Annotated in this window: 9 protein-coding genes; 4 read left to right on the top strand and 5 right to left on the bottom strand. The window is 41.8% G+C overall.

Annotated elements, in window-relative coordinates; genetic code table 11:
- Together WCG05_01810 and WCG05_01805 are read right to left on the bottom strand one after the other, a co-directional pair.
- Entirely contained in the window at positions 1 to 15,456 is a 15,456-nt protein-coding gene (locus WCG05_01810; GenBank protein MEI8320730.1) for a filamentous hemagglutinin N-terminal domain-containing protein, read from the bottom strand.
- A gap of 23 nt (positions 15,457 to 15,479) precedes the next feature.
- Positions 15,480 to 17,351 (bottom strand): ShlB/FhaC/HecB family hemolysin secretion/activation protein, encoded by a 1,872-nt coding sequence (locus tag WCG05_01805; protein ID MEI8320729.1) that lies wholly within the window; start codon positions 17,349 to 17,351, stop codon positions 15,480 to 15,482.
- A 348-nt stretch (positions 17,352 to 17,699) separates the two neighbouring features.
- Between WCG05_01805 and WCG05_01800 the strand changes: the two genes are divergently transcribed.
- From WCG05_01800 to WCG05_01790, 3 genes are all read left to right on the top strand, one after another.
- Complete coding sequence (locus tag WCG05_01800; protein MEI8320728.1) at positions 17,700 to 18,440, top strand: Bax inhibitor-1/YccA family protein; 741 nt, start codon at positions 17,700 to 17,702, stop codon at positions 18,438 to 18,440.
- A gap of 98 nt (positions 18,441 to 18,538) precedes the next feature.
- Entirely contained in the window at positions 18,539 to 19,177 is a 639-nt protein-coding gene (locus tag WCG05_01795) for a LysE family transporter (GenBank protein ID MEI8320727.1), read from the top strand.
- 106 nt (positions 19,178 to 19,283) lie between these two features.
- Complete coding sequence (locus WCG05_01790) at positions 19,284 to 21,668, top strand: AAA family ATPase (GenBank protein ID MEI8320726.1); 2,385 nt, start codon at positions 19,284 to 19,286, stop codon at positions 21,666 to 21,668.
- Here the strand turns inward: WCG05_01790 and WCG05_01785 are convergent.
- Positions 21,665 to 21,958, bottom strand: coding sequence for a hypothetical protein (locus tag WCG05_01785; protein MEI8320725.1), 294 nt, complete (start codon positions 21,956 to 21,958; stop codon positions 21,665 to 21,667). The genes WCG05_01790 and WCG05_01785 overlap by 4 nt on opposite strands.
- Positions 21,959 to 22,092: 134 nt before the next feature.
- Between WCG05_01785 and WCG05_01780 the strand changes: the two genes are divergently transcribed.
- Positions 22,093 to 22,968 (top strand): LysR family transcriptional regulator, encoded by an 876-nt coding sequence (locus WCG05_01780; GenBank protein MEI8320724.1) that lies wholly within the window; start codon positions 22,093 to 22,095, stop codon positions 22,966 to 22,968.
- An 81-nt stretch (positions 22,969 to 23,049) separates the two neighbouring features.
- On the opposite strand, the gene WCG05_01775 is transcribed toward WCG05_01780, so the two are convergent.
- Together WCG05_01775 and WCG05_01770 are read right to left on the bottom strand one after the other, a co-directional pair.
- Positions 23,050 to 23,955 (bottom strand): DMT family transporter, encoded by a 906-nt coding sequence (locus WCG05_01775; protein ID MEI8320723.1) that lies wholly within the window; start codon positions 23,953 to 23,955, stop codon positions 23,050 to 23,052.
- A 24-nt stretch (positions 23,956 to 23,979) separates the two neighbouring features.
- Positions 23,980 to 24,951, bottom strand: coding sequence for an HEXXH motif-containing putative peptide modification protein (locus tag WCG05_01770; protein ID MEI8320722.1), 972 nt, complete (start codon positions 24,949 to 24,951; stop codon positions 23,980 to 23,982).
- Between the last annotated feature and the right edge of the window lie 384 nt (positions 24,952 to 25,335).

Raw genomic sequence — 25,335 nt, 5'->3', positions numbered from 1 at the left:
TTAAGGTAAGGGGTTCCCTTCATCATCTTCCTCTCGAGTTCCTCCATAAGTGCCGCCGCCTACTCCAGTTCCTCCAAAACTAGTCCCTGTAAGTGTATAAATAGGTGTGCTTGTGTAGTCAGTAGAGGCTAGATCTTCCATTCTATAGTTTGCCAGCATTGTGTTTGTAGTAATAACGCTTGTTCCTATGGTGGCTACGCTTGTTGAGACCGCCGTTGTAATCCCATTAGCTGTGTTTTGTGCAGGACCAGGAGCAGGCGGAGCGGGCGGAGGAGGAGCAGGAGGAGTATCTCGACCAACCATATATTGACCCACATCTGTGTAAAGGCCTGCTGGTTTTACAGTTCCATTAACTGTAATCGTTCCTGAATTCGCCACAAGATGAACCAAAGACATCGCATCAGTTGTTGTAATTGTTGTATCTGCATAAACTTGAGAGTTGGCTATCACCACATCATTTTCCAAACTAATGGCACCATCTATAGTCAAACTTAGTGGGGGATAGGTTGCCCCCGCCCCTGCAGCCAAATCAATTGTTGTTGTAACATTCAAAATAAGATCGGAAGCCCCTTCAAGAGTACTCTTGAAATAAATTCCTCCACCTGATGTTAAAGTAATAGGGGTCACTGTTAAGTTGACAGGTCCCCAGTATGTTTGGTCGCCTGTTGAATCTCCCTCAACAACAGTGCTCACAGAACCTCCAAGAGCTGTAGTGCCAGGCAAGTCAACATTTCCGACAGTAAATGATGTCAGCCCTGTCAAGTCTCCTGTAATAACTGCATTAGGCAACAGGGTTAAGGCGTGCCCATCATTACTAGTATCTACATCTCCAATTGTAACAGAATTAGAATCGCCCGCCTGCAAAGTAGTATCCTGACCCAGACTCATGGCTCCCTGATAGGTTTGGTTACCTGTTGTAATGATGGGACTATAGTTCATGGTCGTTGTTCCTGTAACGGTTAGATTGTTGACGGTTAAGGGCCCTTGGAAAATCGCACCTCCCGTTATTGTAAGGTCATGAGGATCGCTATTAACAGTATTTAAGAGAACTGATTCTGCTATTAAATTAACATTACCCCCCAAAGTTACAGTGCTGTCAAATTGCAAGTAGGTAAAGTTTTGTGAACTTCCTAGCGTAGATGAAAGCCCTATATCTGCCGTAATTTCAATGCCGTAACTTCCCCCATCTGCTGGCATCAAAGAGTATAGAAGAGTACCAGCATCAGGGCTATTCAAACCCGTATAATTACTTAAGGTATGCATTCCATCAACAACTATGTTGCCCGCAAGATAGGGGTGAAGAACGCTCCATGAAAGAGAGCTCAATCCTGTAAACAATTTTGTAGATTCTAACGTTCCCAAATACAAATCTCCTGAAGTAGTAAGAGCATTACCATTTCCTGAAACTCCGCCCTGAAGTTGAATATTTCCATCAGTTGATGTTAAGGTTCGATCCTCATCATATAAAACCACAGACCCATTATAGGTTTGATTTCCAGAAGTTATGACATTTCCAGAAAGAGAAACATCACCCGTCACAACAAGAGAATTAAGATCTGTGAAATCTGGAGTCACCTGTAACGTGCTATCAACAGTTAAATCGTTGCCACCCCCTGCGACTCCTCCATTAATGTAAACAGCCCCTCCAGCCGTAAGCGTTGTGCCAACACCCAACGTAACAAGACCATAGTAAGATTGATTTTCCACTGTTGTCACGCTGCCACCATTCATAGTAACAGCCACCGCATTAAGTTCATAAAAACTCGCAAGGCTTCCCACGCTGTTTTCAAAAATTGCGTCAGAAAAAAGGTTCAATGTGTTTTCTCCGTCAGACCATCCATCCAAGGTACTGTTAAAGGTAATGGTGTTAGCATTAGAATTTAGGAATACTTCACCCATAATAGTAACGGCACCCCCATAGGTTTGCCCTCCTGTCGTTGTAATATTACCATTCAAAGTGGCATTATTGTTGATCAGAAGCGCTCCTATCCCTAAGCTAGCCTCTCCCACATTGTCGGCAAAAGTAGTATTGCCTGTGATTATAACGTCTCCAATAACGATGTTATTGCCCACGCCCCCATTAAACGTAACAGTTCCTGGGTCCTGAATTGTTCCAGAAACGACTGTTACAGTCTGCCCTGCTAATGGTTTAGGACCATCAAAGTTGCCATAGCCATCCACTGTATTAAAGACAACAGAACTATTAGAAAGAGTGTCATTTTGATCCGTAAAGGTCATGTCAACTTCATTGTACATGGGGCTATTATAAGTTTGGCCACCCACCGTGTTAACAGTTCCATAAAAGGAGGATCCCTCGGCATTATAGATAATGCTTGTATATGTTCCAAACACAGTTGCCCCTGTAATGGACAAAATATTCAAAGGATTTGTGCACCCTAAACTACCATAGAAATAAACCCCATAGCCTGCATTTAAGATGAGAGATCGAGGCGTTGCATCAAAAGAATCAACTGTGTTTCCAAAATTTATATAAGTATTATCTGTAAAAGTAATATCTGTATTCAAACGCACAGACCCATTATAGGTTTGGCCATTTGTTGTTGACACATTGCCAAACAAATCAATGGTAGAGCCGGTAATATTAATATTACCCAGATTTCTGTTAGTACCTACAGGGCCCCCAAAGGCAACAGGTGAATCTCCTGAATTTGCGTTGACTGTCAGGTTTTGCCCACCTTCATACCATCCATCCACTGTGCTATTAAAGCTCACATAATTTCCAGATGTTAGAGTTATCCCCTCACCATAGCCTGCCATAATCTGAACAGGGCCATTATAGGATTGCCCACTGGTGGTTGTAACATCCCCCCCTAAAGAAGCAATTGTCGCAACTCCCCCATCTCCTGCGCTTCCAATAGTCAAACTAAAGGTATTAATGGTTGAGATGAATTGAGCCGTTCCAGGACTATCAGCTGTGCCAGCTATAAGCCTGAATTCTTGACCTGTTCCCACAGATCCACCAAATGTAACCATGGCGCCTGGACCTGTTGCATTGATAATTCCCCCCGTGTTCATATTGGGAAATCCATTGTTAAAGTGTTGGTTACCTGTTGTATTAAAGCTGAATCCCCCACCATCGGTTCCCGCATACCCATTGACCGTTAAGGAAGCAAGAGGTGTTGTTAGCCCCACACTGTTAAAATAGACACTTCCAATGGGACCATCGTCACCACCATTGCCCGCACTCACTGTGAAATTATAGGCCCCATCCACGTTACCGTTAAATGTTACGGTATAGCCATCTGTAACATTAATGGTTGTGTCTTGAAATAAACTAACATCACCATTAAAGGTCAAAAAGGCCGTGAAGAATCCATCAGGCCCTGTAATCAGACCCGGCAAAGTAATACTGGGTTGAATGGTCAGAGCATCATAGTTACCAAAGAAATCTCCATTACTATCGGCCATACTTAAAATATTTGAAATACTTGCTGGATCAAAATTCCAAGTTGTGTTGCCGTCTAAAGAAACAGTGGCCGCTCCCACCCCTGGAACAATAAGCGTTCCAAAAGTATACCCTCCGCCACCAAACACTAAATTACCGCCAATATAGTCATCTCCTGTATTATATCGAGCAATGGTTAATAGATTGTCACCTCCCCCAAGACCATTGTGTAAATAAACTGTGCCCCCTGAGGTAAAGGTCATTGCACTACCCCCATTATTCAACCACGTGCCATAAGCAGCATTGTAAGTTTGATCCCCCGAAGTTTGTACAGAAATTGGATTACTCTGGAAGATTACATACCCATCTGTAGCAGTCACCGCAAGAGACCCTAAAGGTGTATTGATCCCCACATCTTGAGTGATAATAGCTCCATTATATCCCGTGGTATTGAGTGTTAGGTTTGCAAAATTATCTCCGTCGTTACTATTAACTATGTCATTAAATAGAATATTAACCCCTGATAAAACAGCACTAGTACCAGATCCCAACCACACCGGACCATTATAATCTTGATCTGTAATAGAGGGAGAAGATCCGCTTGTTGTAACATATATGACTTCATTACTACTTGGGGATCCATACAAGTTATTGCTATATCCTAAATAGGTATTCCCTGTAGTTGTTAGCGATAGAATAGGATAGTCACCCCCCACATTATTCAGGAAGTATACAGATCCGTTAGCATGAGCATTTGTTGTAAGATTAAAATTTCCATCAACTGTCTCATTAAAAGTTACACTGTAACCATCTCTTACAATAATACTGGAATCTTGATTTAAGGTTATGTTGCCATTGAAAATAAGAGACCCATCAAAACCATCATCTGGACCCGTAATAGTTGCTGGCAAAGTGAAGTCTGGTCGAATCGTAAGGGTCCAATCATTTCCGGCAAAAGTGCCTCCAGTGTCCGAAATCCCCAAGATTGTTGTGATACTCCCTGCATCAAAATTAAAGGTTGTGTCTCCTGCCAAAGAAACCGTGGCAATTCCTGGAACGGTTAATGTTCCGAAAGTAAAAGAATAGTTATTTTCCCCACCGTTGAAACTCAGATTGCCGCCAACTAAACTGTCTCCATTATTATATTGGGCAATGGTTAATGGATTTCCAGCGCCCCAAACACCATTGCTCAAATAAACTGTGCCCCCTGAGGTAAAGGTCATTGCACTATCCCCATTATCCAGCCACGTGCCATAAGTAGCATTGTAAGTTTGATCCCCTATCGTTGTTACAGAAATTGGATTGGTTCGGAACAGAGCATATCCATCTGTCGCATTAACCGTCAGAGATGCTAAAGGCGCATTACTGCCCACATCTTGAGTGAAAACAGAGCCAGTATATCCCGTGGTATTGAGCGTTAGGTTTGCAAAATTATCGTTATCATAGCTATCAATTGCTCCATTAAATTGAAGGTTAACCCCTGATAAAGTGATATTTGCATCTGAGCCAAATAACACTGGTCCATCGTAGGTTTGGTCACTGGTATATAATGGAAACCCAGCAGTCGTAATCGTCGTCGTTCCATTAATAGCTGTGGCTCCACCAACATAAAGTGCCTCTATGTTAACATCTCCATTGAAAGTAGTTGTTCCAGCGTTATTAGATGACAACCCTTGGCTGGTACCCGTTATCGTATCATTAAATGTTATAGAATCAGGGTCATGCAAGGTAATCCACCCAATGGATGGATCCCCTGAAGGTGTTGCGGTCAAGGTCACAGGCCCACCATAGGTCTGCCCACCTGCTGTATAAACATCACCTGTTAGGATTGCTGCCCCTGTAACCTGAAGAGCATTAAGAGAAACTTGCGCCCCCACCGAATCATCAAAGGTTGCTGTTCCCTCTGTTCCAACGTTAACTGTTAGATTATAGTCTAAGTCTTCCAAACTATTAACTGTGCTTAAGAAAGTTGCATTAGACCCATTTGCGTCTCCATCACTGGTTGTATCTAAAGAAACATCCCCGTTCAGAACAACCGGCCCACGATAAATTTGTGTTCCAGCTGTGGTAACGTTACCACCCAAATTTATCAAAGCACCTGATGAAACATCCAGAGAATTCAGAATGCTCATACCCCCTACGTTACCTACAAAATTTGCAGTCCCGCCAGATTGCAGTTGAGGAACGTATTCTCCCCCTCCTCCATCAAATTCTACCCAGATTTCAGTCGAAAAAGGAGTGCTGACTGTTAGGTCATGGGCTCCATCCACCGTACTATCAAAAGATATAGTCCCACCGGGAGAGTTCGTGCTTGTATCGGTTAGTTGCAGACTATTATTAAGGCTAACCGCCCCATTATATTCTTGTCCGCCCGTTGTTGTAACGTTCCCACTCAAATTGATTGTTTGACCAACTACTGTGAAATTTGAGAGAGCAAAGTTAGTACCCACATCTGCAGCAAATGTTACAGTACCCTCAGTCCCTGCGGTCACAGCTATGTTTGTAGTATCATCAGAATCACCATCATAGCCATCTACTGTGCTATTAAAGGTTATATCTGCCCCAGTTGAGTTATTCCCCCCATCTGTGGTGTCAAAATTGATAGAAATGGTCTCAGGATCATTATCATCTCCTATGGAATTATCAATAATAGAAACTGGACCATTATAAGTCTGTCCGCCAGAGGCTGTCATGTTTCCGCCTATTTGAGCCGCCCCCGTTACAGTAAGCACATTTAATTGATTCCAATTGCCTATGCCATTTCCAAAAGTAACGATTCCTGGTTGTTCATTTGTTCCTGCCATGACCGTCAAAGATTGATAGGGGTCATCTGGTTGGCTTCGATTAGTATCTACTGAATCATAAAAGAAGATATAACTAGCCCCTAAAGAGTCTCCATTTTGATCAGATAGAGTTACCAAGTAAGGATTTATCGCATTCAATTGAACAGTCTGATTATAAGTTTGCCCCCCAACTGTGCTGATAGAGCCATTTAAAATAGCATTTCCTACAATAGTCAGGCTCCCTAACTTATAGGCGTCTCCAACAGTGCCTAACGTAACAGAGCCTGTTCCACCACTAGAATCCGCTTGAATTCTAAGGTTGCGATAATTGCTGCTTCCGTCAATACCATCGCTATCTAGATTAGCAGAAAACTGAATAAAACTATTTTCCAGATTATCATTATTATCCCTTAACATCACATTATTTGTAAGCGTAACATTACCGTTATAACTCTGCCCGCCGACCGTTGTAACGTTCCCACCCAAATTAATTGCCTCACTATGAACCGCAAAATTTCCCAAACTATAAGAAGATCCCACATCACTTCCAGTGCTTACTGTGCCTACACCTGCAAAAATATTTAAATCAAAGTTTGCAGAATAATCACCTTCTCCTGCGCTATTAATGCTATCTGAGAAACTTATATTCGCCCCCTGTGCATCCCCATCATCGGCTGTATCGAGAGTGATTGGGTTATTAATCGTAACAGGTCCTATATAACTTTGCTGTCCTCCAGCCGTTCTGACATTACCTTCCAAAGTTGTATTTCCTGTAACTGTAAGAGAACTCAAAGATGAAGCATACCCTACCGAACCATTAAACAAGATATTTCCCATGCCAGAACCGGTTGAATTTGTATTCACGGTAAAATCATAGGGCCCATCCACATTTCCAGAAAAAGTCACAGAGCTCCCATCCACCACTTTAATGGCGGTATTAGCATCCAAAATTACATCACTGCTAAAAATAAGATTTCCATTAAAGCCTGCGTGATCAGGACCTGCAATATAGGTTGGAAATGTGATTGCGGGCTCAACAGTTAGGGTGTGTCCGCCACCTGTAAAAGCATTCCCCCCATTCGCCAATCCCAAAATGCCTTGAATACTTTCTGGGTCAAAATTAAAAGTTGTATCTGCAATAAGTGTAATGATGGGATCACTCCAGCGAGGCCCGCCGAGATCTACCCCAGGGACATTGAAGATTCCAAATGAAAAATCCCCTCCAAGTTGTAAGCTTCCGCCTTGGTATTTGTTGCTATTATACCATTGGTGGATGCTTAAATCATAACCAGCAATGTTATCATTCACACCCCCTTGCAAAGAAACCGTATCTCCTGCTGTTAGAGTGAATCCACCAGGGGCTCCCAGAAGAATAGTCCCATAATAGTTTTGATTGCCATAAGTTGTGACGTTTGACCCAAGCAGTGTTACGCCGTCCCCATTAATCACACTAAGATTGTCAAGTTCATAAATAGCATCATTAATAATGGTAGTAGGAGCATTAACGGTCAAACTATGGTCGTCTGTTACCCCAGCGAACGTAACCGTACCTGCGGCATTAATAATTGCGTCAGCCCCTAGAATTATTCGCTGATTATAGGTTTGATCCCCAGCTGTTGTAACCGTAGTAGTATCACCCTGATTAGTTCCAGCATTCATGTGAACAGTACCAGTCACAAAAAGGGTATTCAGTGAAGTGGTGCTTCCTACATATCCGCCGAAAGTTACACCGTTGGGACTATCAGAGTTGGCAGTTACGACCAAAGACTGTTGGTAAGCATCAGGATTTCCATCAACCGTACTATTAAAGGTTACAAAGCTAGAAGTTGGATCAGAATTGCTGTCCGTCAAGCCAATCGTATAAGACGGAGTTGTTGTATCATCTGAAGTGTTCAGCACCACTCGACCATAATAGGTTTGCCCCATTCCTGTGTTAACCGGGGCCGATAAAGAGACGGTTGATGGCAGGTCTGATGATCCTACAGTGACAGAGCCCAGATCAACTTGCCCTCCAAAAGTAACTGTACCTGGATATGTTGGAACAGCTACGTCCTGAGAGTTTGATCCTATATCAACATTCAACCCTGTATCAGCATCAATAAGGGTATAATGAGCGCCATTTAATCCCGTGAAAACAATCAAATTTGACTCAGGATCCCAGTTAATACTTTGACCATCCCCAACAACGATTCCACTTCCAGAACTAATACTATCATTCCCAACAACCGCTCCCAAACCTGTATTAACAACTAGAACACTGGTCGCAGGCGTTCCATTAAGGCTAGGAATTTGGCTAGGAATTTGAGGACCCTGTACAACCCCTTCACCAGGAAAAATCATAAATCGATGACTATTAAAATCAGAAAGGGTTAAAATATTGCCATTCCAATTGGCACTGCCCCCGCCATTAATAGAAAAGGACCCGTTACGACCAATGGTATTAAGAGAAGAAGAAAAACCATCACTTGGGTGTTCTAATATGTAAAGACTGGAAGGATAAACTCCCGCTACAAAACTTGCATTTTCTGGATTTGAATTCGTAAAGGTCCCATTATAAGTCTGATTTCCTGTAGTATAAAAAGAGAAACTATCGCCAGGATTATCATCACTTATCTCACTATTTCCATTCACTGTAATACTGCTCAGTGGAGCATTAGCCCCAACGTTCCCTCCAAAACTGACACCGCCCCCAGAAGGATTAAGAACCAAATCTGATCCTCCAGGGGTCACTGAATCAATAGTACTATTAAATAGTATTGAATTATCGGAAAAATTCGTCAACGTCACCGAGGGTGCCCCAAGCAAAACAGGCCCTATATATTCTTGCCCAAAAATGGTATAAACGTTCCCCTCTAAGGTTGTAACTTCTGTGTTGTCTGCAAGCTCCAATCCTGCCAGAACAAGCGCCACGGGCATAGTGCTTGTACCAATATCTCCCTTAAACGTGGCATTTCCAAAAGTGAAAATTACTCCTATTGCCACATGAGTGCCAACGGGACCCACAGTTATAGTGCCTATAGCAGAATCAGATGGCCAGTTATTGCCAACTCCAGAACCAAGCACTAAACTTTGCACAGAAGAACCGGATTTAAAAGAAAAATTAATATCATCTATTCCATCAACCGTACTATTAAACACTACCGAACTTAAAGAGCGATCAGAGTTATTATCCTCGAACCACATATCAACCCCAAGCTGAACAGGTCCATTATAGGTTTGGCTGCCCACAGTATTAACAAATCCAAAATGTTGTGAGCTTTCTAGCTGCCCAGGCTGCCAAATCACCCAATTCCCCCCAAATATTGAAGTTCCGGTTACATTCAAAGTATTCAAAACATTAGTATACCCAATATCCCCATAGAAATTCACAGTTCCAGCCCCTTCTGAATCTGAAATCACCGTTAAAGATTGGGCATCTCCATCAAAAGAATCAATGGTACCATTAAAATTTACGATACTGCTGCCCGAATCCACACTTTGATCTTGCACTGTCACATCTGAAGTTAAAGAAACAGAGCCATTATAATTTTGCCCATCTACAGTATAGATATCCCCCCCTAAAATGGTCGGACTATTGATCTCCAAATACCCGATAGGGCCAGCGTTTGTGTCCACAGGGCTGCCAACATTTTCTGAAATTGTTGTTGAAGTTCCTGCAGTCGTTGTTAGGGATGGAAAACTATAACTTTGCCCCACACCCCCATTAAAAGAAACAGTACCATTAGATAAGAAATTCTCTACAAACTTGGTTGCATTCACGGTGAGCCCTTGTGTGCCATCCTCACTTCCATCCACAGCGCTATTGAAGATAATTGCATTAGCCACAGCCCCAACAGGCGTACCAAATCTACCGTTAGGATTTGAAACTCCGAGATAGAGTCTTTCTGTATCCGTGAAAGTTGTCATGTTGCTTTCTGTATTCAAAAGCGTTACAGGCCCTGCATAGGTTTGGCCACCTCCTGCCGTACTGATATTATTCCCTATTACGGCTGAACCTGTCACATAAAGAGAATCCAAATATGTGTCATCCCCCACAAGGTCACCAAATGTAACACCTGTATCCCCTGAAGTGCTAACCGCTAAGGGGTGCCCCCCATCCACTGTGCTTAGAAAATTAATGTTGACCCCTGATAAGGAAGAAGTGCTCGGTACATAAGCTCTACCAACCCGTCCCGGCATAGATAAAACAGCCCCCAGTACCACTGGCCCATTATAAGTTTGGTCAACGATCGACGAGCCTACCCCTGTAGTGGTAATAGAAACCCCATCAATATGGGTAGGACCTATGATATTTAAGGTAAAAAGAGGACTTGAACCCCCCACATTTCCATTAAACGTTACAGTCCCATCTCCATTCCCAACTGAAATATTCAAGATTTGTGAGGGCGCATCCCCTCTATCAATTGTTCCATTAAAAGTAATAGAACTAGAATCAGTTAAATTAATTGTTCCGAAATCAGTATCATGCTGATCTACAGCAACTAAAGATACAGGCCCATGATAGGTTTGCCCACCCACTGTTGTAATAGAATTTCCTGCAGAGCCTGCAATATTCAGGCCCCCATTCACAATCAATTGACCTAAAGCGTCTGACCCAACCGTTGAACTGAATGTTGTCCCTGCGGTTCCACTTGTGGTCAAAGTTAAAATTTGGCTGCCATTTGCACTATACGGATCAATTGTAGATCCAAATGTTATATTTGCACCCGACAAGGTAATTTCATAATTTCCAATAGCTACGGCATTACCATAATTCTGATCAACGTCTGAACCACTTGCGCCTGACGTAGCAATAGATCTATTAATAATCAAAGATCCATTGGTACCGATAGAATAAATAGGATGGGTCTGTCCAATCGGCGCACTAATGTTTATGAAACTTTCCCCATTTTCAGTAAGCGTTAAACTTCCTACGCCATCAGCAGATCCATTGACGGATCCTGATATAAACTGAATGCCAGAACCGCTATTATCGGTTAAATTAGTATCATCTGTAATAACCAAAGCGCCAGCATAGGTCTGTCCTGCAGTTGTGCTAATGTTGACTCCACTCATAGTCAGGTCCCCAACAGAAACAGCTCCCGTGACAGAAAGGGTCATATTCCCCCATGTAGTTCCATCAGCCGCTGTAACGTTCCCGTTCATTGATGTCAGAGAATGATTATCCCCATTAACGCCTGCACTACCAGAACCATTTCCTAAAAGAATGCTAGATCCATTCGTTTGGAAATACTGATCATACCCTAAAGTCACTGCGTTCTGGTAAATTTGCCCATAGTCAGATCCGTCAAAATTTGAAGAACCAGATGTTTGAACAGTTGGCCAATCCCAGTAGTATTGTTGAATAGCAAAGGTAGATGGACCATTTACTATTAAAGAAGATAATGAGTTGTTCCAAACCCCTACAAGGTCATGAAAAGTTGCCATAGTAGTTGGCACGACCGTAAACTGATAGGTTCCATCAATTTTATTATTGAAGGTAATATTATCGCCCGTCAAAGTGGCATTCGAATTAAGCTGTATCCATCCATTATAGGTTTGATCGCCTGTTGTCGTAATGGTATTAGAATATAAATTGAAGGGGTGATTGCCATTGGTAGTCAAAGAACCCAAGGGATGGGTTGCCCCCACTGTTGCCACTGTTGCATCGCTAAAAAGATTAATCCCATTACCAGAATGTACTTCCAGGGTTAGGGCCACTGGTGGAGAATCTCCATCATTATCAATAGGCGAATGAAATGACAGAAATCCAGCAGGATACTGATAGTCACCATCCGTATTTGTTGAAGTTAATGTGGAATCTCTCACTACACTAATAACTCCATGGTGTTGTCCTCCCCGTGTTGTGATGGTACCACTTAGAAGCCCTGTCGTGGTGGGATCGCTAGAAGTAAAAGTACGTAAATTAGTCAAATCCCCCTGCAAAGTGTATTCGTGAGCCCACTCTCCTCCCTTAAAAGAAAGATCCCCATCCTGCAGATAAAACTGTTGGGCATTAAAGTTGCTAGAACTATCCCCCACCATCGCCGTTTCCCAAACAAGACCATCTAGGGAACCTATAAAGCTTTGCCCCCCATAATAAAAATTCGGAACAAGGGGTTCTCCGTTTGAATTAAATTCCCCCACCATGGGGTTTCCTCCACCTGTTGTGGATAAGAAAACTGCCTTAGGTGGCACGAAATATTGATTCTGTGAAACGGCAAGATTGTCCCCGTCTGCATCTAGAATGGTCGTAGTAATTTGAGGAACAACCAATCCACGACTATAAGTAATAACGGGATACACACGGTCTACTGCAACAGCAACCGGAACCGGAACCCCCGTGTTCACCAGATAGGGATACAGGGAACGCCCATTAGAATAAGAATCATGTCCCCCTTTCCAAGTGGATCTAGTACCCCACTCCCCACCAGAAAAATTGTGGATATCTGACATCTGTGCCGCTGTCAACTTAGTGGCGTTAGGATCTTCTATTAGGGCAAGAGGATCAACATAGAAGTACGCAGAGCCAATGGTTCCAGAATTATTTCCTGCAAAACCATGTAGGTTTTGGGCATTAGTATCCTGCGCTGTCACGGAAATATTTCCAGCAAAATAACTGGTAGAAATAGTATTTCCATTGCTTCCAATAAATCCACCCACATTAAGGGTATCAATAGATCCGTGACTATCATCGCCTCCATTGTCAACGGTCACATTGCTTAGAGAAAAAGAATCAGAAATACTACCGCCATTAATATTAATATCCCCTGCAAATCCACCAATTGAAAGGGTACCTAACGAGGCATCGCCCTGGTTATGAACCTTCACATTGCCTGTGGAGAAACTCTGATCTGCATTTCCTTGATATGCTTCTCCAAAAACACTACCCATCATCACCGTAAGTCCTGTAGCCGCCGCAGTGTTGGTCATGACAACATTTCCATTAACATAACTATTTTGAATGCTACTACGGTACAAATTCCCTACAAGACCACCCACATACATGTTAGAAGCCGATGCATTGGTATTGGTAACATTAATAATGTCGCCACTTGCAATAACAGAACAATTTTTTATAGTGCTGGCGTATAAATTCCCCCCTAAAATTCCCACAGAACTTGGATTTGTAACGGTAATACTGGGATTTTCAAAAATCAGATGATCAAAGTTAGGGCCGTAACCACCGGTCCCTACAAACCCCGCATTGTTAGAGCCGTCTAAACCAGTCACGTTCATATTTTGAATTTTATAGGACCCTCCATTTAAATCATCTCCCGTGATAACCACATATGAAAGATCTAAAGGCGTCCATACCCCTCCATTATAAGCACTTAGATCAATATCTGTCGCCACTGCATAAAAATTATTGGGACTGCCAGTTCCACTTGTCATCGCTGCCAGCTGCGCTGCCGTATAAATATTGGTATAAGCTTGGTATTGGGATCCAACCGTCACATAATCTGAAATATCCTGACCATTAGCCGTAAATGTTTTAATGAATCCCCCATTCCCAAAATAAATACTGCCGGGATCTCCATCATCATAACCAGCGCCAAATTCTATAGAATTATAAGCAAGATGCACTTCTCCGCTCCGATGACCCCTTAAATTAAGAGTCCCACTGCTATAGTTTGTGATGGGCGCATTGATAGTGATTTTTTCTGCAATAAAAGAAAGGGTTTTAGCTCCCCAATCCCCAATAGAGGCATTGATGGTGATGGATTCATTCGCTGATAAATCAGAACCTATCCCCGTCGACAAGGTTAAATCTCCCAGTTGCAGCTGATCATAAACCCAACCAGAAGAATAAATATTGGATCCCCCCGTATCATCCTGAATAAAAATACTAATAGGATCCAAATAGAACTGCCCTGCCGACTTTGAACCAACCCCAGACGATACATCCCCATGCCCTAATAATTCCACATTTTTACTAGATGTTTCAATGAAACCACCCTTACCGCCTTCAGACCGAGCCGCCAAACTATAGGAATGATCTCCCTTTTCTAAAAGAACACTTTCCCGACCATAGGTAACAATGTGACCGCCGTCTTTTTCTGTACCAGATGCATCAATCAGGGCTTTTTTTCCAAGAATCACATCATCTGTATGGCTGGTTTTAACCCGACCTTCATTACGCCCAGGCGCTGGGCTATCATACTCATGTATCCCCAGAAGAACCTCACCGCCCTCCTTACCGCTAGCATTAATCACAGAGTCCTGCTCAACGCCCATAGAAATTTTCTTACCCTGTAAGACAACCTGGCCGCCCTTTTCCGTGCCCGATGCATCCAACTTACCTTCCATACTTAACTGGCCGCTTTCACCACCATCCAAGAAAATTTTTCCGCCTTCTCCCTCAACCAGACCCGTGGCCTTAAGTTCTCCATCAATGCGAATGGCATGATCCAGAACTTTTTCAACAGCCCCTACCGTCATCACAATTTCTTTACCTTCGATCTTAGACCCCTTGGTCGCGCTGATTTTTGCGCCCTTGGCCGTACCGTCCACCGTGAATTGAATGCGCTTATCCCGGTTAAAGGCCACCCGCACTTTTTCACCGCCAGAGGCCACTTCAATCGTACTCAATTCCCCTAAAATATGTCCCTTGTTAGTGAAATAGGGCGCAATGATACCCATCAGACCACCCTGCTCGGCCGTTGGCCCCCGAACCGTTACCTTACCCTCAACAGAAATCTCCCCATCAATACCGTGCACGGGCTCGAACAGCATTTCTCCCCGTTTATCAAAAGCTTCCTGATTCAACCGATAGGTGCTGGCCACCACGTGTCCGTCAATCACAGCGCCATCGTGATACACCATACCGTAGGGGTTGGTGATATAGACCAGCCCCTGATTCACATCAATCCGCCCCGCAATATGTGACATTTTTTGTTCTAAAACTTCGTTGACCGTCACGGCCTGTGGGCTAGGTTGATCGAATCCCACTCGAGCCTGGGCTCCCACATCAAAAGACTTCCAATTAATACGGGTCAGATCTGTATGGGTTTTGACATCCAAATTATTGGGTGAATAAGCAAAGTCTGCTTGCCCGTGGCGAACATCAGCCCCTTGAGGCAACGCATCCGGCGCGGGCGGCGCCAGGGTAATATTAATAACGGGAATAGCCGCCTCTGGCATTGAAGGCGCAACAGCTTCTGGTGCTTTCGGGGTAACGGCAATTTCTGGAGCAGCCGTCTGTGTTGTTCCGTCATTCGCTTGGGGTGTCCCAACCCAAAAGACTAGAGCCACTACCGCCCAGAAAAATCCAAATTTTTTACCCATAAAAGACATATTTTTCTTTTTCTCTAATATTTTAATGTGAGCCCCATTGACACTTTATTCTGTATTCCCTGTGTTGGAGTACTTGTATTAAAGGGCAACTCCAATTCAATATATCCGTCTAAATTTTTCAAAATTCTGCTGCGAAGCCCCAACGCCAATCCTTGAATATGCGATTCAGAGTTTTCATTTGATTGCGGTGATCTGTTATGGATCATCCCATAAGCCCAATAAGTATAAGGTGTTAACGTTTGAGTTTTCAGCAGGTCATAGAACGTATAATTCAATTCCGCTTTGGCTTGGAATCCGCTGTCACCTGTATAAATTGACGCAGGATAAATCCGATCAAAAGTGGCCCCAATACCATAGCGCTGGGATGAAAGCAGCGCACTGCCCGCCAACTGCCCTTGCAAGCTAAGGGCCAGCATCCAAGCGTCAATCAAAGCTTGGTTACGCATCAACAAGAAATTTGTTTTCCAGAATTCCACATTGCCCCCGGGCCTGGTTTTGGATGGATAGTTGTTCGACATAGAGCCCAGCCCCTCAAACCCTTTTGTCAGACCAACACGGATTAAGTTCTGCCCCATATATTTATCGGAAAAGTCATAGTTGATATAAGCTTCAATCATACGCAGGCGATCTTTTTGTTGAGCATTAGTTGCCAACGTATAGTTCTGCATATCAATGGTCTTCAGATTCACTTCCGTTGACAAATTCTCAAAACGGCTTCTAAGCCATGGGAAGCTAACCCCCATCTTACCTTCAGTCATTAGACCTTCTATATGAAGCGGTGCCAAAACGTTTCCAGGGCGCGTCCAAATTCTTTGGGCTTCCATATTCAATTTTAGCCCCTCAGAAAACAAGGGCTGGGAATAATTGGCCTGAACAAACTTCATTTCTTTAAATTCAGTTGCAGCGCCCGCCGTTAAATCAACCTTTTCATTTTGACCCAAAAGATTGTTAAGGCTTAGGCTCGTGTTAGCCTGCCATGGGCCCATATATTTAGTACCATCGTTATTGATTGACGTACTTCCATTGACAGGAGTTTCTGCAATCTCAACAATCATGGTGGCTGCTTCTTCATGGCTATGGGACGCATCAAAGGTTACCGTCGCCACAATGCCGGGCAGATCATTTAGTAAAAGAATATAGCGCTCTAAGGTTTTCTTATTTAAAGGTCGCGATATGGTTACATTGTCCATATAAGACTTGACCTTATCATTAATGACCGAGGCCTCACCTTTATATATAACCTTGTCTACATATCCCTTAGCCACGTGCAAATTCAGAACACCCTTAACGATTTCTTGCTTTGGTAAAGTTGTTTGGGCCAAGAACCATCCTTGATTTCGATAAAAGCGGGTAATTTCCTTAGAAAGAACATCAAGTTCTTTCCAGCTGGTCTTCCGACCCAAAAATTTTTGAGCCATAAGCATAAGATGCGGCTCATCAATATCTTTTCCATCCAAAGTTATTTTCTTTAAAATAAATTTTGCTTCATGAACCGGGGTTTTGTGTTCTTCATGATGATGTCTATGATGTTCGCGCCCATGTTCATGGTGATAAGAAGCATGATGAGATTCTGTCTCATGAGCAGCATGGTGTTTGGGGGCATGATGCTCGTGAAGAGCAGAGTCATGCATATCCGAAAGGATGTCTGAGGACTCGGGTTCAAAATGCTCTTTCCGTTTATAAGCATTAGGTTGCTCTGAAACATAGGAAGGTATCTCTGGGGGATGTTCATCAAATGTTGGCTCGTCTTGCATTTCGGCTAAGATGTCTGGCTCAAGTTCAAGATTCCGTTCTACTTGAGACGGCAAAGCTCCCTCAGGAACATAAGCCCCTACAGACATGCTTATTAGAATAAAAAGCGTCGCAAAAATTATTTGACGTAACAATAAAACCCCCCCGGTTTTTATTTTTTTTTTATATATTAATTTACTGTATCACAGTTTTTACAAAATAAAATGGCAAAGTAGAGAGAATTTATAATTTTTTCTGAGCCTTATTTCGAGAGAGAACATGAAGTACAAAGCAGTTACTTTTAAGGGATGGGGCCTATCTTTAGATATTCTTCACACCTTATATATAGGGGGTATCTTTTTCTAGAAGTTTAGCTATATAGCCACTCACCCTTTCTTAGTCTCATATCTTTGATAGCTATACGCAAAATTGGGACAGCTTGTCTTTTTTTTTTACCTGGTGTATCTTTCTTATTGTTTGTAACTAATCATAAGAGAGGTCCTATGAAAAACTATAACCCCCACATTATCAATCATTCCGCTATTGGCGAAGGCGTTGACCAGGGATTAAGATCCTATATGTTAAAGGTTTACGGATATATGTCCTTTGGCCTTGTGGTAACAGCTTTGCTAGCTTTCGCAGTCACCCAAATACCAGCTCTTCAAAATCTATTGTTTGTTATAAATGCCCAAGGGCATGTAGCGGCTAGCGGTTTTGCTATTATGCTCCTTTTTGCCCAAATCGGTTTGGTTTTGTGGTTATCTATGCGCATTAGTCAAATGGATGCCTCAACGGCTCAGCTTATTTTCTGGTCTTATGCAGCCCTAACCGGTTTAAGTTTGTCGCCCATTTGTTACGTGTATACAGGCGCCAGCATTACCCGCGTATTTAGTATCACAGCCTGTACTTTTGGTGCCATGAGTTTATATGGATATACAACTAAAAAAGATCTATCCTCCTTTGCCTCATTTTTGTTCATGGGTTTGATTGGTATTATTTTGGCATCTGTTGTGAATATTTGGCTAAAAAGCACCATGGTAGAATTTGTTGTGTCTGCCGTAGGCGTGTTAGTTTTTACAGGCCTTACAGCCTATGATACTCAACGTATTAAGGAAATATACTGGGAACAAGACACAACTGAAGTGCATTCAAAGAAAGCCATCATGGGGGCTTTGGCCTTGTACCTTGACTTCATCAACTTGTTTTTGATGCTGCTTCGGTTCTTTGGAAATCGTCGTTCATAAAAAAATTAAAAAAACTGCCTATTGTTTTAACTAAAGATTTCCCCTGGGCTCACTCAGGTTTTAACCCAGGGGCGCATCTATCGTGAAAGGGTCTTAAAATGGAACACATTCTTAATGCATTTCTCATAAAGGGATTTTTAGTGGGGTTTTTTGTGGCAGCTCCTCCTGGGCCTGTGGCCATATTCTGTATTCGACAAACCATGGCTTATGGCCTTATATCTGGCCTAGCTGCTGGTTTAGGAACCACTCTGGCTGATGCTTTTTATAGCTGGGTTGCAGCCATGGGCTCTAATGCCATTAACAGTTGGATGAAAAGCTATGATATCTATTTCTATATTGTCGGGGGTCTTTTTTTGGTCTATCTAGGCGCTAAAATTTTCACAAGCCCCCTTTTAGACAAAAGCAAGCCTCCAAAAGAAAAAAAAGCTATTCACTCTTTCGTAAGCACTCTATTCCTAACCATTGCCAGCCCCATGACGACCTTTCTATTTCTAGGAATGTTTGTCACCTTTGGCGTTTTTGAAACAGCCCTATCTGGTAATCAAATTGGCAACCTAGTTATTGGTGTTTCCGCGGGATCTATGATTTGGTGGACTGTTTTGGCCTTTTTTGTTCACTTTGTTCACACCCGCTTCGATATAGTTATTTTTAGATATATCAACCGTATTGCTGGCACAGGAATTTTAGGGTTTGGAACTTATACCGTTGGAAAGGCTCTTTACAAGCTAATAGGCTAACTGCCTTAGCTTCTGCTTTTCAAGCTCTGATTCTGGAAATGGTCGTTGACTTTGGTTTGTAAGGTACGGTACCCTTAGAAAAATATAAAAGACAGGGAAGATAACCATGCCAAAGGCCGTTCTGCTTAAAAATTATGGAATTCCAAATCTAGCCGTTCCTTCAAAAAAATCGGCGGACCAAAAGAATCTGAGCTTATTTGATTTATCTTCCCACCATCGGGCCAAAACAGCCTTGGATTTTGCAATAAAAATGCGGGATCCGGGATTTAATGTATTTGTAATTGCAGGCAGCAGAACAGGTACCATGGAGGCCACACTCAATTATATAAAATCAAACCTTTCTGACGTTCCCCCCCCTTGTGATCTTGTATATTTGAACAACTTTAAAGAACCCAGCAAGCCCTATTTCTGTAAATTTCCAACAGGAATAGCCAACAAATTTAAAGAAGAACTTGGGCAAACTATTCGAAAAATTAAGGAATCTCTTTTAAAGAATTTTGCAGATCCAGAATTCATTAAGGCCATCAAAAAAGAAGAACAAAGTGTTGAACATATGGTGCAAAAAACCTTAGATAAGGTGCGCCATTTTGCTGTATCCCATCAGTTAGATATTCATCGGGCCAAGGACGAAAGCCTGGTAATCGTTTTCAAAACGGAAAAGGGGTTTACACCTGTTGAAGAGTTACCAGATTCGATGCAAAAGAAGCTTGCTCCCTTGTTGAAAAAAATACATGAAGGTCTAGCCTCTTTAACCCAGATTGCCCTATCAGAGGGGGATAACCTTTCGGAAAGGTTAGACCACCTTAAAAGATCACGAGCAAGCGAAGTTATTAATCCCCATCTGGAAAAACTGGAAAAAGCCTATGCAACAGTAAATGGGATGCAAGAGTGGATTCATGCGATGCAGGAAGATATGCTGAAACATTTGCATCTTTTTTTGAATACCCAGAATGATTTGAAAAAGAAAGATGAGGTTTCTTTAGACAAATGGTATGCCATTCATGTGCTTGTTTCGAACGACGGCATGTCTCACTTGCCCGTGATTTTGGAGCCCAATCCCTCTTACGAAAATTTATTTGGATCCATCAAATATTATACAACGCCTATGGGGGGGTTTGAAACGGATTTCACGATGATCTTTCCTGGATCTCTTCATAAAGCTAACGGGGGAATTTTGGTCTTACGGGGAGAAGAACTTGCCAACAACCCCCAAACCTGGCACTTTTTAAAAGCAGCCTTACGAGACAAAGAAATTCGCATTGAAGAACTCTATCGTGTTGCAGGTGTGCCGCTGTTAGAGGCTCCAGACCCCCAACCCATTCCTTTAGACGTTCAAATTGTTCTGGTGGGCGATCCCAAATGGTACTATTCATTCTTCTTCGCAGATGATGAATTTCAGGATTATTTCAAAATCAAATCAGACATTGATGCCACCATTTCTATTGGACCAAAAAACCTGGAAATAATTTCCTGTTTGCTGCAAGAATATTGCATTAAAGAACTAAAATATGCTGTTGAATCTTCTGCCCTTAAGTATGTCATTAGTTATGGATGCCGTCTGGCTAACCATCGTAAAAAAATTACGGCAGATATATCTGTTTTTAAGGATATTTTAAAAGAAGCGAGCGTTTTCGCAAAAACTGATAGCAAAAAAAGCATCCGACAAGAGGATGTAGTGCATGCCATTGAAGGCCGCCATCGTCGCAATTCGAAATTCCAAGATCTTGAACAGGAATATTTGGAAGAAGATCTGATTATGATTAAAACCCGGGGAATGGCCACGGGGCAAATCAACGGATTGACAGTTCAAAGTATTGGGTCTGAAACTTTTGGAAGCCCCTCTCGCATTACAGCACGCACCTATATGGGTCGTCATGGAGTCATTAATATTGAGCATGCTGTTGATATGGGGGGACCCCTTCAACATAAGGGAGTACTATCTTTAGAAGGGTTTTTGAAGGGTCTTTTGGCAAAGTATTTTCCCATTTCTTTTTCCGCCAATATTACCTTCGAACAAAACTATACGGGGGTAGAGGGAGACAGTGCCTCTATTGCTGAATTATTGGCCATTTTGTCGTCCCTGGGCAATGTTCCCTTGCGACAAGATATCGCCATCACAGGGTCCATGAATCAGTTCGGTTTGGTGCAACCCATTGGGAGTGTCAATGAAAAGGTTGAGGGATTTTATTACGCCTGTAAACGGCAAGGTTTAACGGGTACTCAAGGAGTCATGATTCCCAAGGGCAATGAAACCAATTTAAACCTGTTGCCAGAGGTCTCTAAAGCCATTGACGAGGGCAAGTTTAGTGTATGGAGCTTTGATGATGTCTTTGATGCGGTTGAGTTGTTTACGGGCCTGGAATCCGGCCATCAGATGTTTTTAAAGGAAACTGATAAAACAAAAGAAACAGTTTTTGGAAAAGTTTATGAGCAATTGCGCTTTTACGATACAGAACTCAAAAAAAGACTACTCGATACAGAGATGAATTAAAAATTCTTATCAGAAAACTTTGAAAAGGAGGAAGACTGATTTATTTGATTCATATTTTCTTTTAATGTTTTTAGAAAACAGGATAATTGGTCAATTTTTTTTTGCACAACCACAATGCGATCTTCCGCTTGATTCATAAAAAATTCCAAATTTTTAAAATGGGGACCGTAGGTATCGGTAACCTTTTCTTCAAAGGATAGTGTTGGGCGCCCTGTAGTAGTAATTTCTGATGAGGTTTCCATGTGCAGCCTTCTGTTATAGTTTCCATAATTGATATGTATTTTTTCCATAGTCTCCTTATATAAGATAATTTCCTTGCGATCAACCGAATATTTCTGTTATAGACATGTTTCGTAAATTAAACTTTGAAAATGCACGCTCTTCGTTTATCTTGAAGGAAGAACGTATAACTTGATGATAAAAAATGGATATAGATAAATTAAAAGCTTTTTCTTTAGTGGCCGAATTTGGCGGTTTAAATAAAGCGGCAGAAAATCTTTCTGTAACACCTTCTTGGGTTTCAAAACAGGTTTATGCCCTGCAACGAGAATTAAATTGTGATCTCTTTTTTCAAGGCAAAAGAAAATTTGTTTTGACTGAGGAAGGCAGAACTTTTCTGAAATCAACCAATAAGATTTTAGCTGAACTGCGGAAGGCAGAAGGATTGCTTGAAGCTAATCAGCAATCTATAGCTGGTGAAATCGTTATTTCAACGACCAATGCCATGGCTAATTTATATATGCTTGATGCATTGGCAGGGTTTATAAAAGCTTACCCAGCTGTTCGCCTTACGGTTGTAGGGAGTGATGATGAAACTCATCTCGTTTTTGGCAAGGTTGATGTTGCTGTTCGGCCTTTCATGTCTAGCCACGAGGATTTTGATAAAAAAGACCTTTGGGATTCGCAGATGTATTTATATGCTAGTGAAGACTACATTAAAACTCATGGAGAACCCAAGACCAAAGAAGACCTTGCAAAACATAGAATTATTTCCTATGGACATTATGCGGCGTTTCCTTATAGGGAAATTAACTGGCATCTATCCTTGTTACCTCAAGATTTTCAGCCTTTTTTAAGCATTAATTCAGGTGCTGCCATGTTAAAAGCAGTTGAAAACGGTCTGGGAATTGCCCCTATATCACAAATGGCTCTTCACAGTAAGGTGCCTTTGGTTAAATTATTGCCACAATACCCTGGTCCTTCCGTTAAAGTTTATTTTTACTACCCAGAAGGAATGCGGGATTCGCAAAAAATCAATGAGTTGTACGAATACTTGCGGAAATTCTTTTCTAAAAAATAGTTTATCTTTTTTACAGATCCTTCGGACAAACCTAAGGAAAGCAATAGAGGGGTATCTTTCTCTATAGTCTTTAGCTATATCCTAAGCGCTTTCTGAAACTTTAACATCCAGTTTTTTCATAGGAATTTTCTTTTCATTTAGACATAAAAAGAGCCCCCCCATAACCAGCGCCAGTCCAAACCAGGTCAAGATATGGGGATGAAAATTTTCACATATTTGGGATGCAAAGACGGCAATCACTGGAACGACCAGCCACAAATAAGCAGCTCGACTAGCGCCCTGTTTTGCAACCACTTGAAAGTAAACGATACTTACAAAAGCGGTTGCCACAATTGATACATAAAAAAGAGCCAAAATATAAGATGTATCAAAAGACGTATAAATTTTTCCATGATGTAGAAAGCCTAAAAAGAAACTAAAAATACTTCCATAAAGGGTACCGTAAGCCGTTATCCACAGAATAGGAATTTTCCTAAGAGTAAGTTTTTTGGAAAGTATGGTGCCCGCCGCTGACAAAAAGGTGCTGCAGAAAGCAATAGAAAACCCTGTGAAATAATGACCTGATAAGGAAAAATCTTTTCCATAAAGAGTCAAAAGAACGCCAATAAGACCCAACGTCGCCCCCAAAATATATTGGGGGGTGATCGATTCTCTGAACAATAAGAAGCCCAAAATAGCATTCGGAATGATCATCAACGAAACGGAAACGGCAATCAGCCCTGTGGGAATATATTGTGACGAAATATAGCACAGGATATGATTCAAGCCGAAAAAAAGAATCCCCTGTAATACAAGCAACAGATGATCCGTCCTTGAAATTTTTATAAAGGACCTGTGTTTCACCAAGGCGACCGTAAAAAGAACAAGACTGGCCAGACCGAATCGATAAGATACAGCAAACTCAAAAGGCAAATATTTAAGTTGAACCGGAACAAGAACCCAGGTCGTACCCCCAATAAGCCCAACTAACAAAAATAATGATATCAAGATTCCTCCATATTTTTTTATTTTTTAATCTATTAAAGAAATTTTTTCCTTCGTATCTAGCATCAAATCCTTGGCAAATGGCGTTAAAACCCCATCTCTTTCTATGACTTGCAGACCGTCTGAAAAGCTTTGCTTCCATCCAGCTAGCAACTCTCTTAGATTGTCTTCTCGACCCTTTATTGAGGGGTGCCCACTTTTTATCAGCTTATCAAAGAAATATAGAATTCTAGCCAAAACAAACGTTCCATGATAAACGCCAACTAAAGCCCTTTTGTCATCCCGGAAGTGAATATTATAAAGTTTTTCAAATTTGTTCAAAACAAGGGCGTCATCCCCAACAAAGGAAAATAAATAAAGATGAGCTGCCTCATGCACTGTATCTTCTAAAAATTTTAACCAATCATTGTGGGGTCTAAGCTGGCTGTAATAAATAGATCCATAAAGATCAAAACTGGATCCAGTGCGCATAACTTTTGAATCGAAAATCAAAGCTTCGCTGGCCAAAGAAAAAATCTCCCCATGAAGTTCTGGATCAACATCCTTCAAGACTTGGAAGGCTTTTTCTAATCCTTTTTTTGTGATTTGGTATTGATCTTCTTCACAACGCACAGGCCCTGGGTAGCAGTTTTCCTCAAAGCACACAACCTCAGATAACCAGGTTTTCTGCCTTGTTTCTGTGGGGAAATTCGTGAAAGAGAAGTCTGAAAAAATATAATTTCCTGTGGCAATTTCATCAATAATTTCTTGGACAGTTTGCTTATCATTATTCTGCAAACTATCTAAAAGTTTTTTATTAAGCGCAAATAAATACCCTGAAACATTCGGGGCATTGGAAATTTGATTTATTTTGCTCTGGGCTTTTGTCGGCTCAATTTTGTGATTAACGGATGCAAATTCCAACAGATAGGAAAGACTTCCAGCCAACTTCTTACGAAGGCCCGCCACTAAAAAGTCTGCCCGCTTAGGGCATGGGTAAAAATCTGTTTCAGTTCTCACAAATAATCCTTAAAAAAAGCCCCTCTTGCTTCAGAGGGGCTGCCAAAAAATGGCTTAGTTGTTACCTAAATAATAACTATTTAGGGGAAACGATATTTGTTGTTGGTAGGTCGCTTTTTGAAAATAGAACTTTTGATAGATTAATTGTAGTCATGATATTAGTCTCCTTTTTTTATGTTATTTTTATATAGCTCAGCTACTAAAAAGGAGTATTTCGTCATTCGTCGCGGGTGCAGACAAGCTAACACGCCCGCTTCTTATTCCTTATACCCTTCAAACCAACTTCGCTATAGGATGACTAATTAGACCATTCGAAGCAGATCGTCAAGATAGAAAAAAGAAATTTTTTTCTATTATCGTTTAACAGAATGGAATATCTGGATT

It is taken from the genome of Alphaproteobacteria bacterium (genome assembly GCA_037146715.1).
In the GTDB taxonomy this organism is placed as follows: domain Bacteria; phylum Pseudomonadota; class Alphaproteobacteria; order UBA7879; family UBA5542; genus JBAWWO01.
This window is presented reverse-complemented; position numbering and strand designations above follow the sequence as displayed.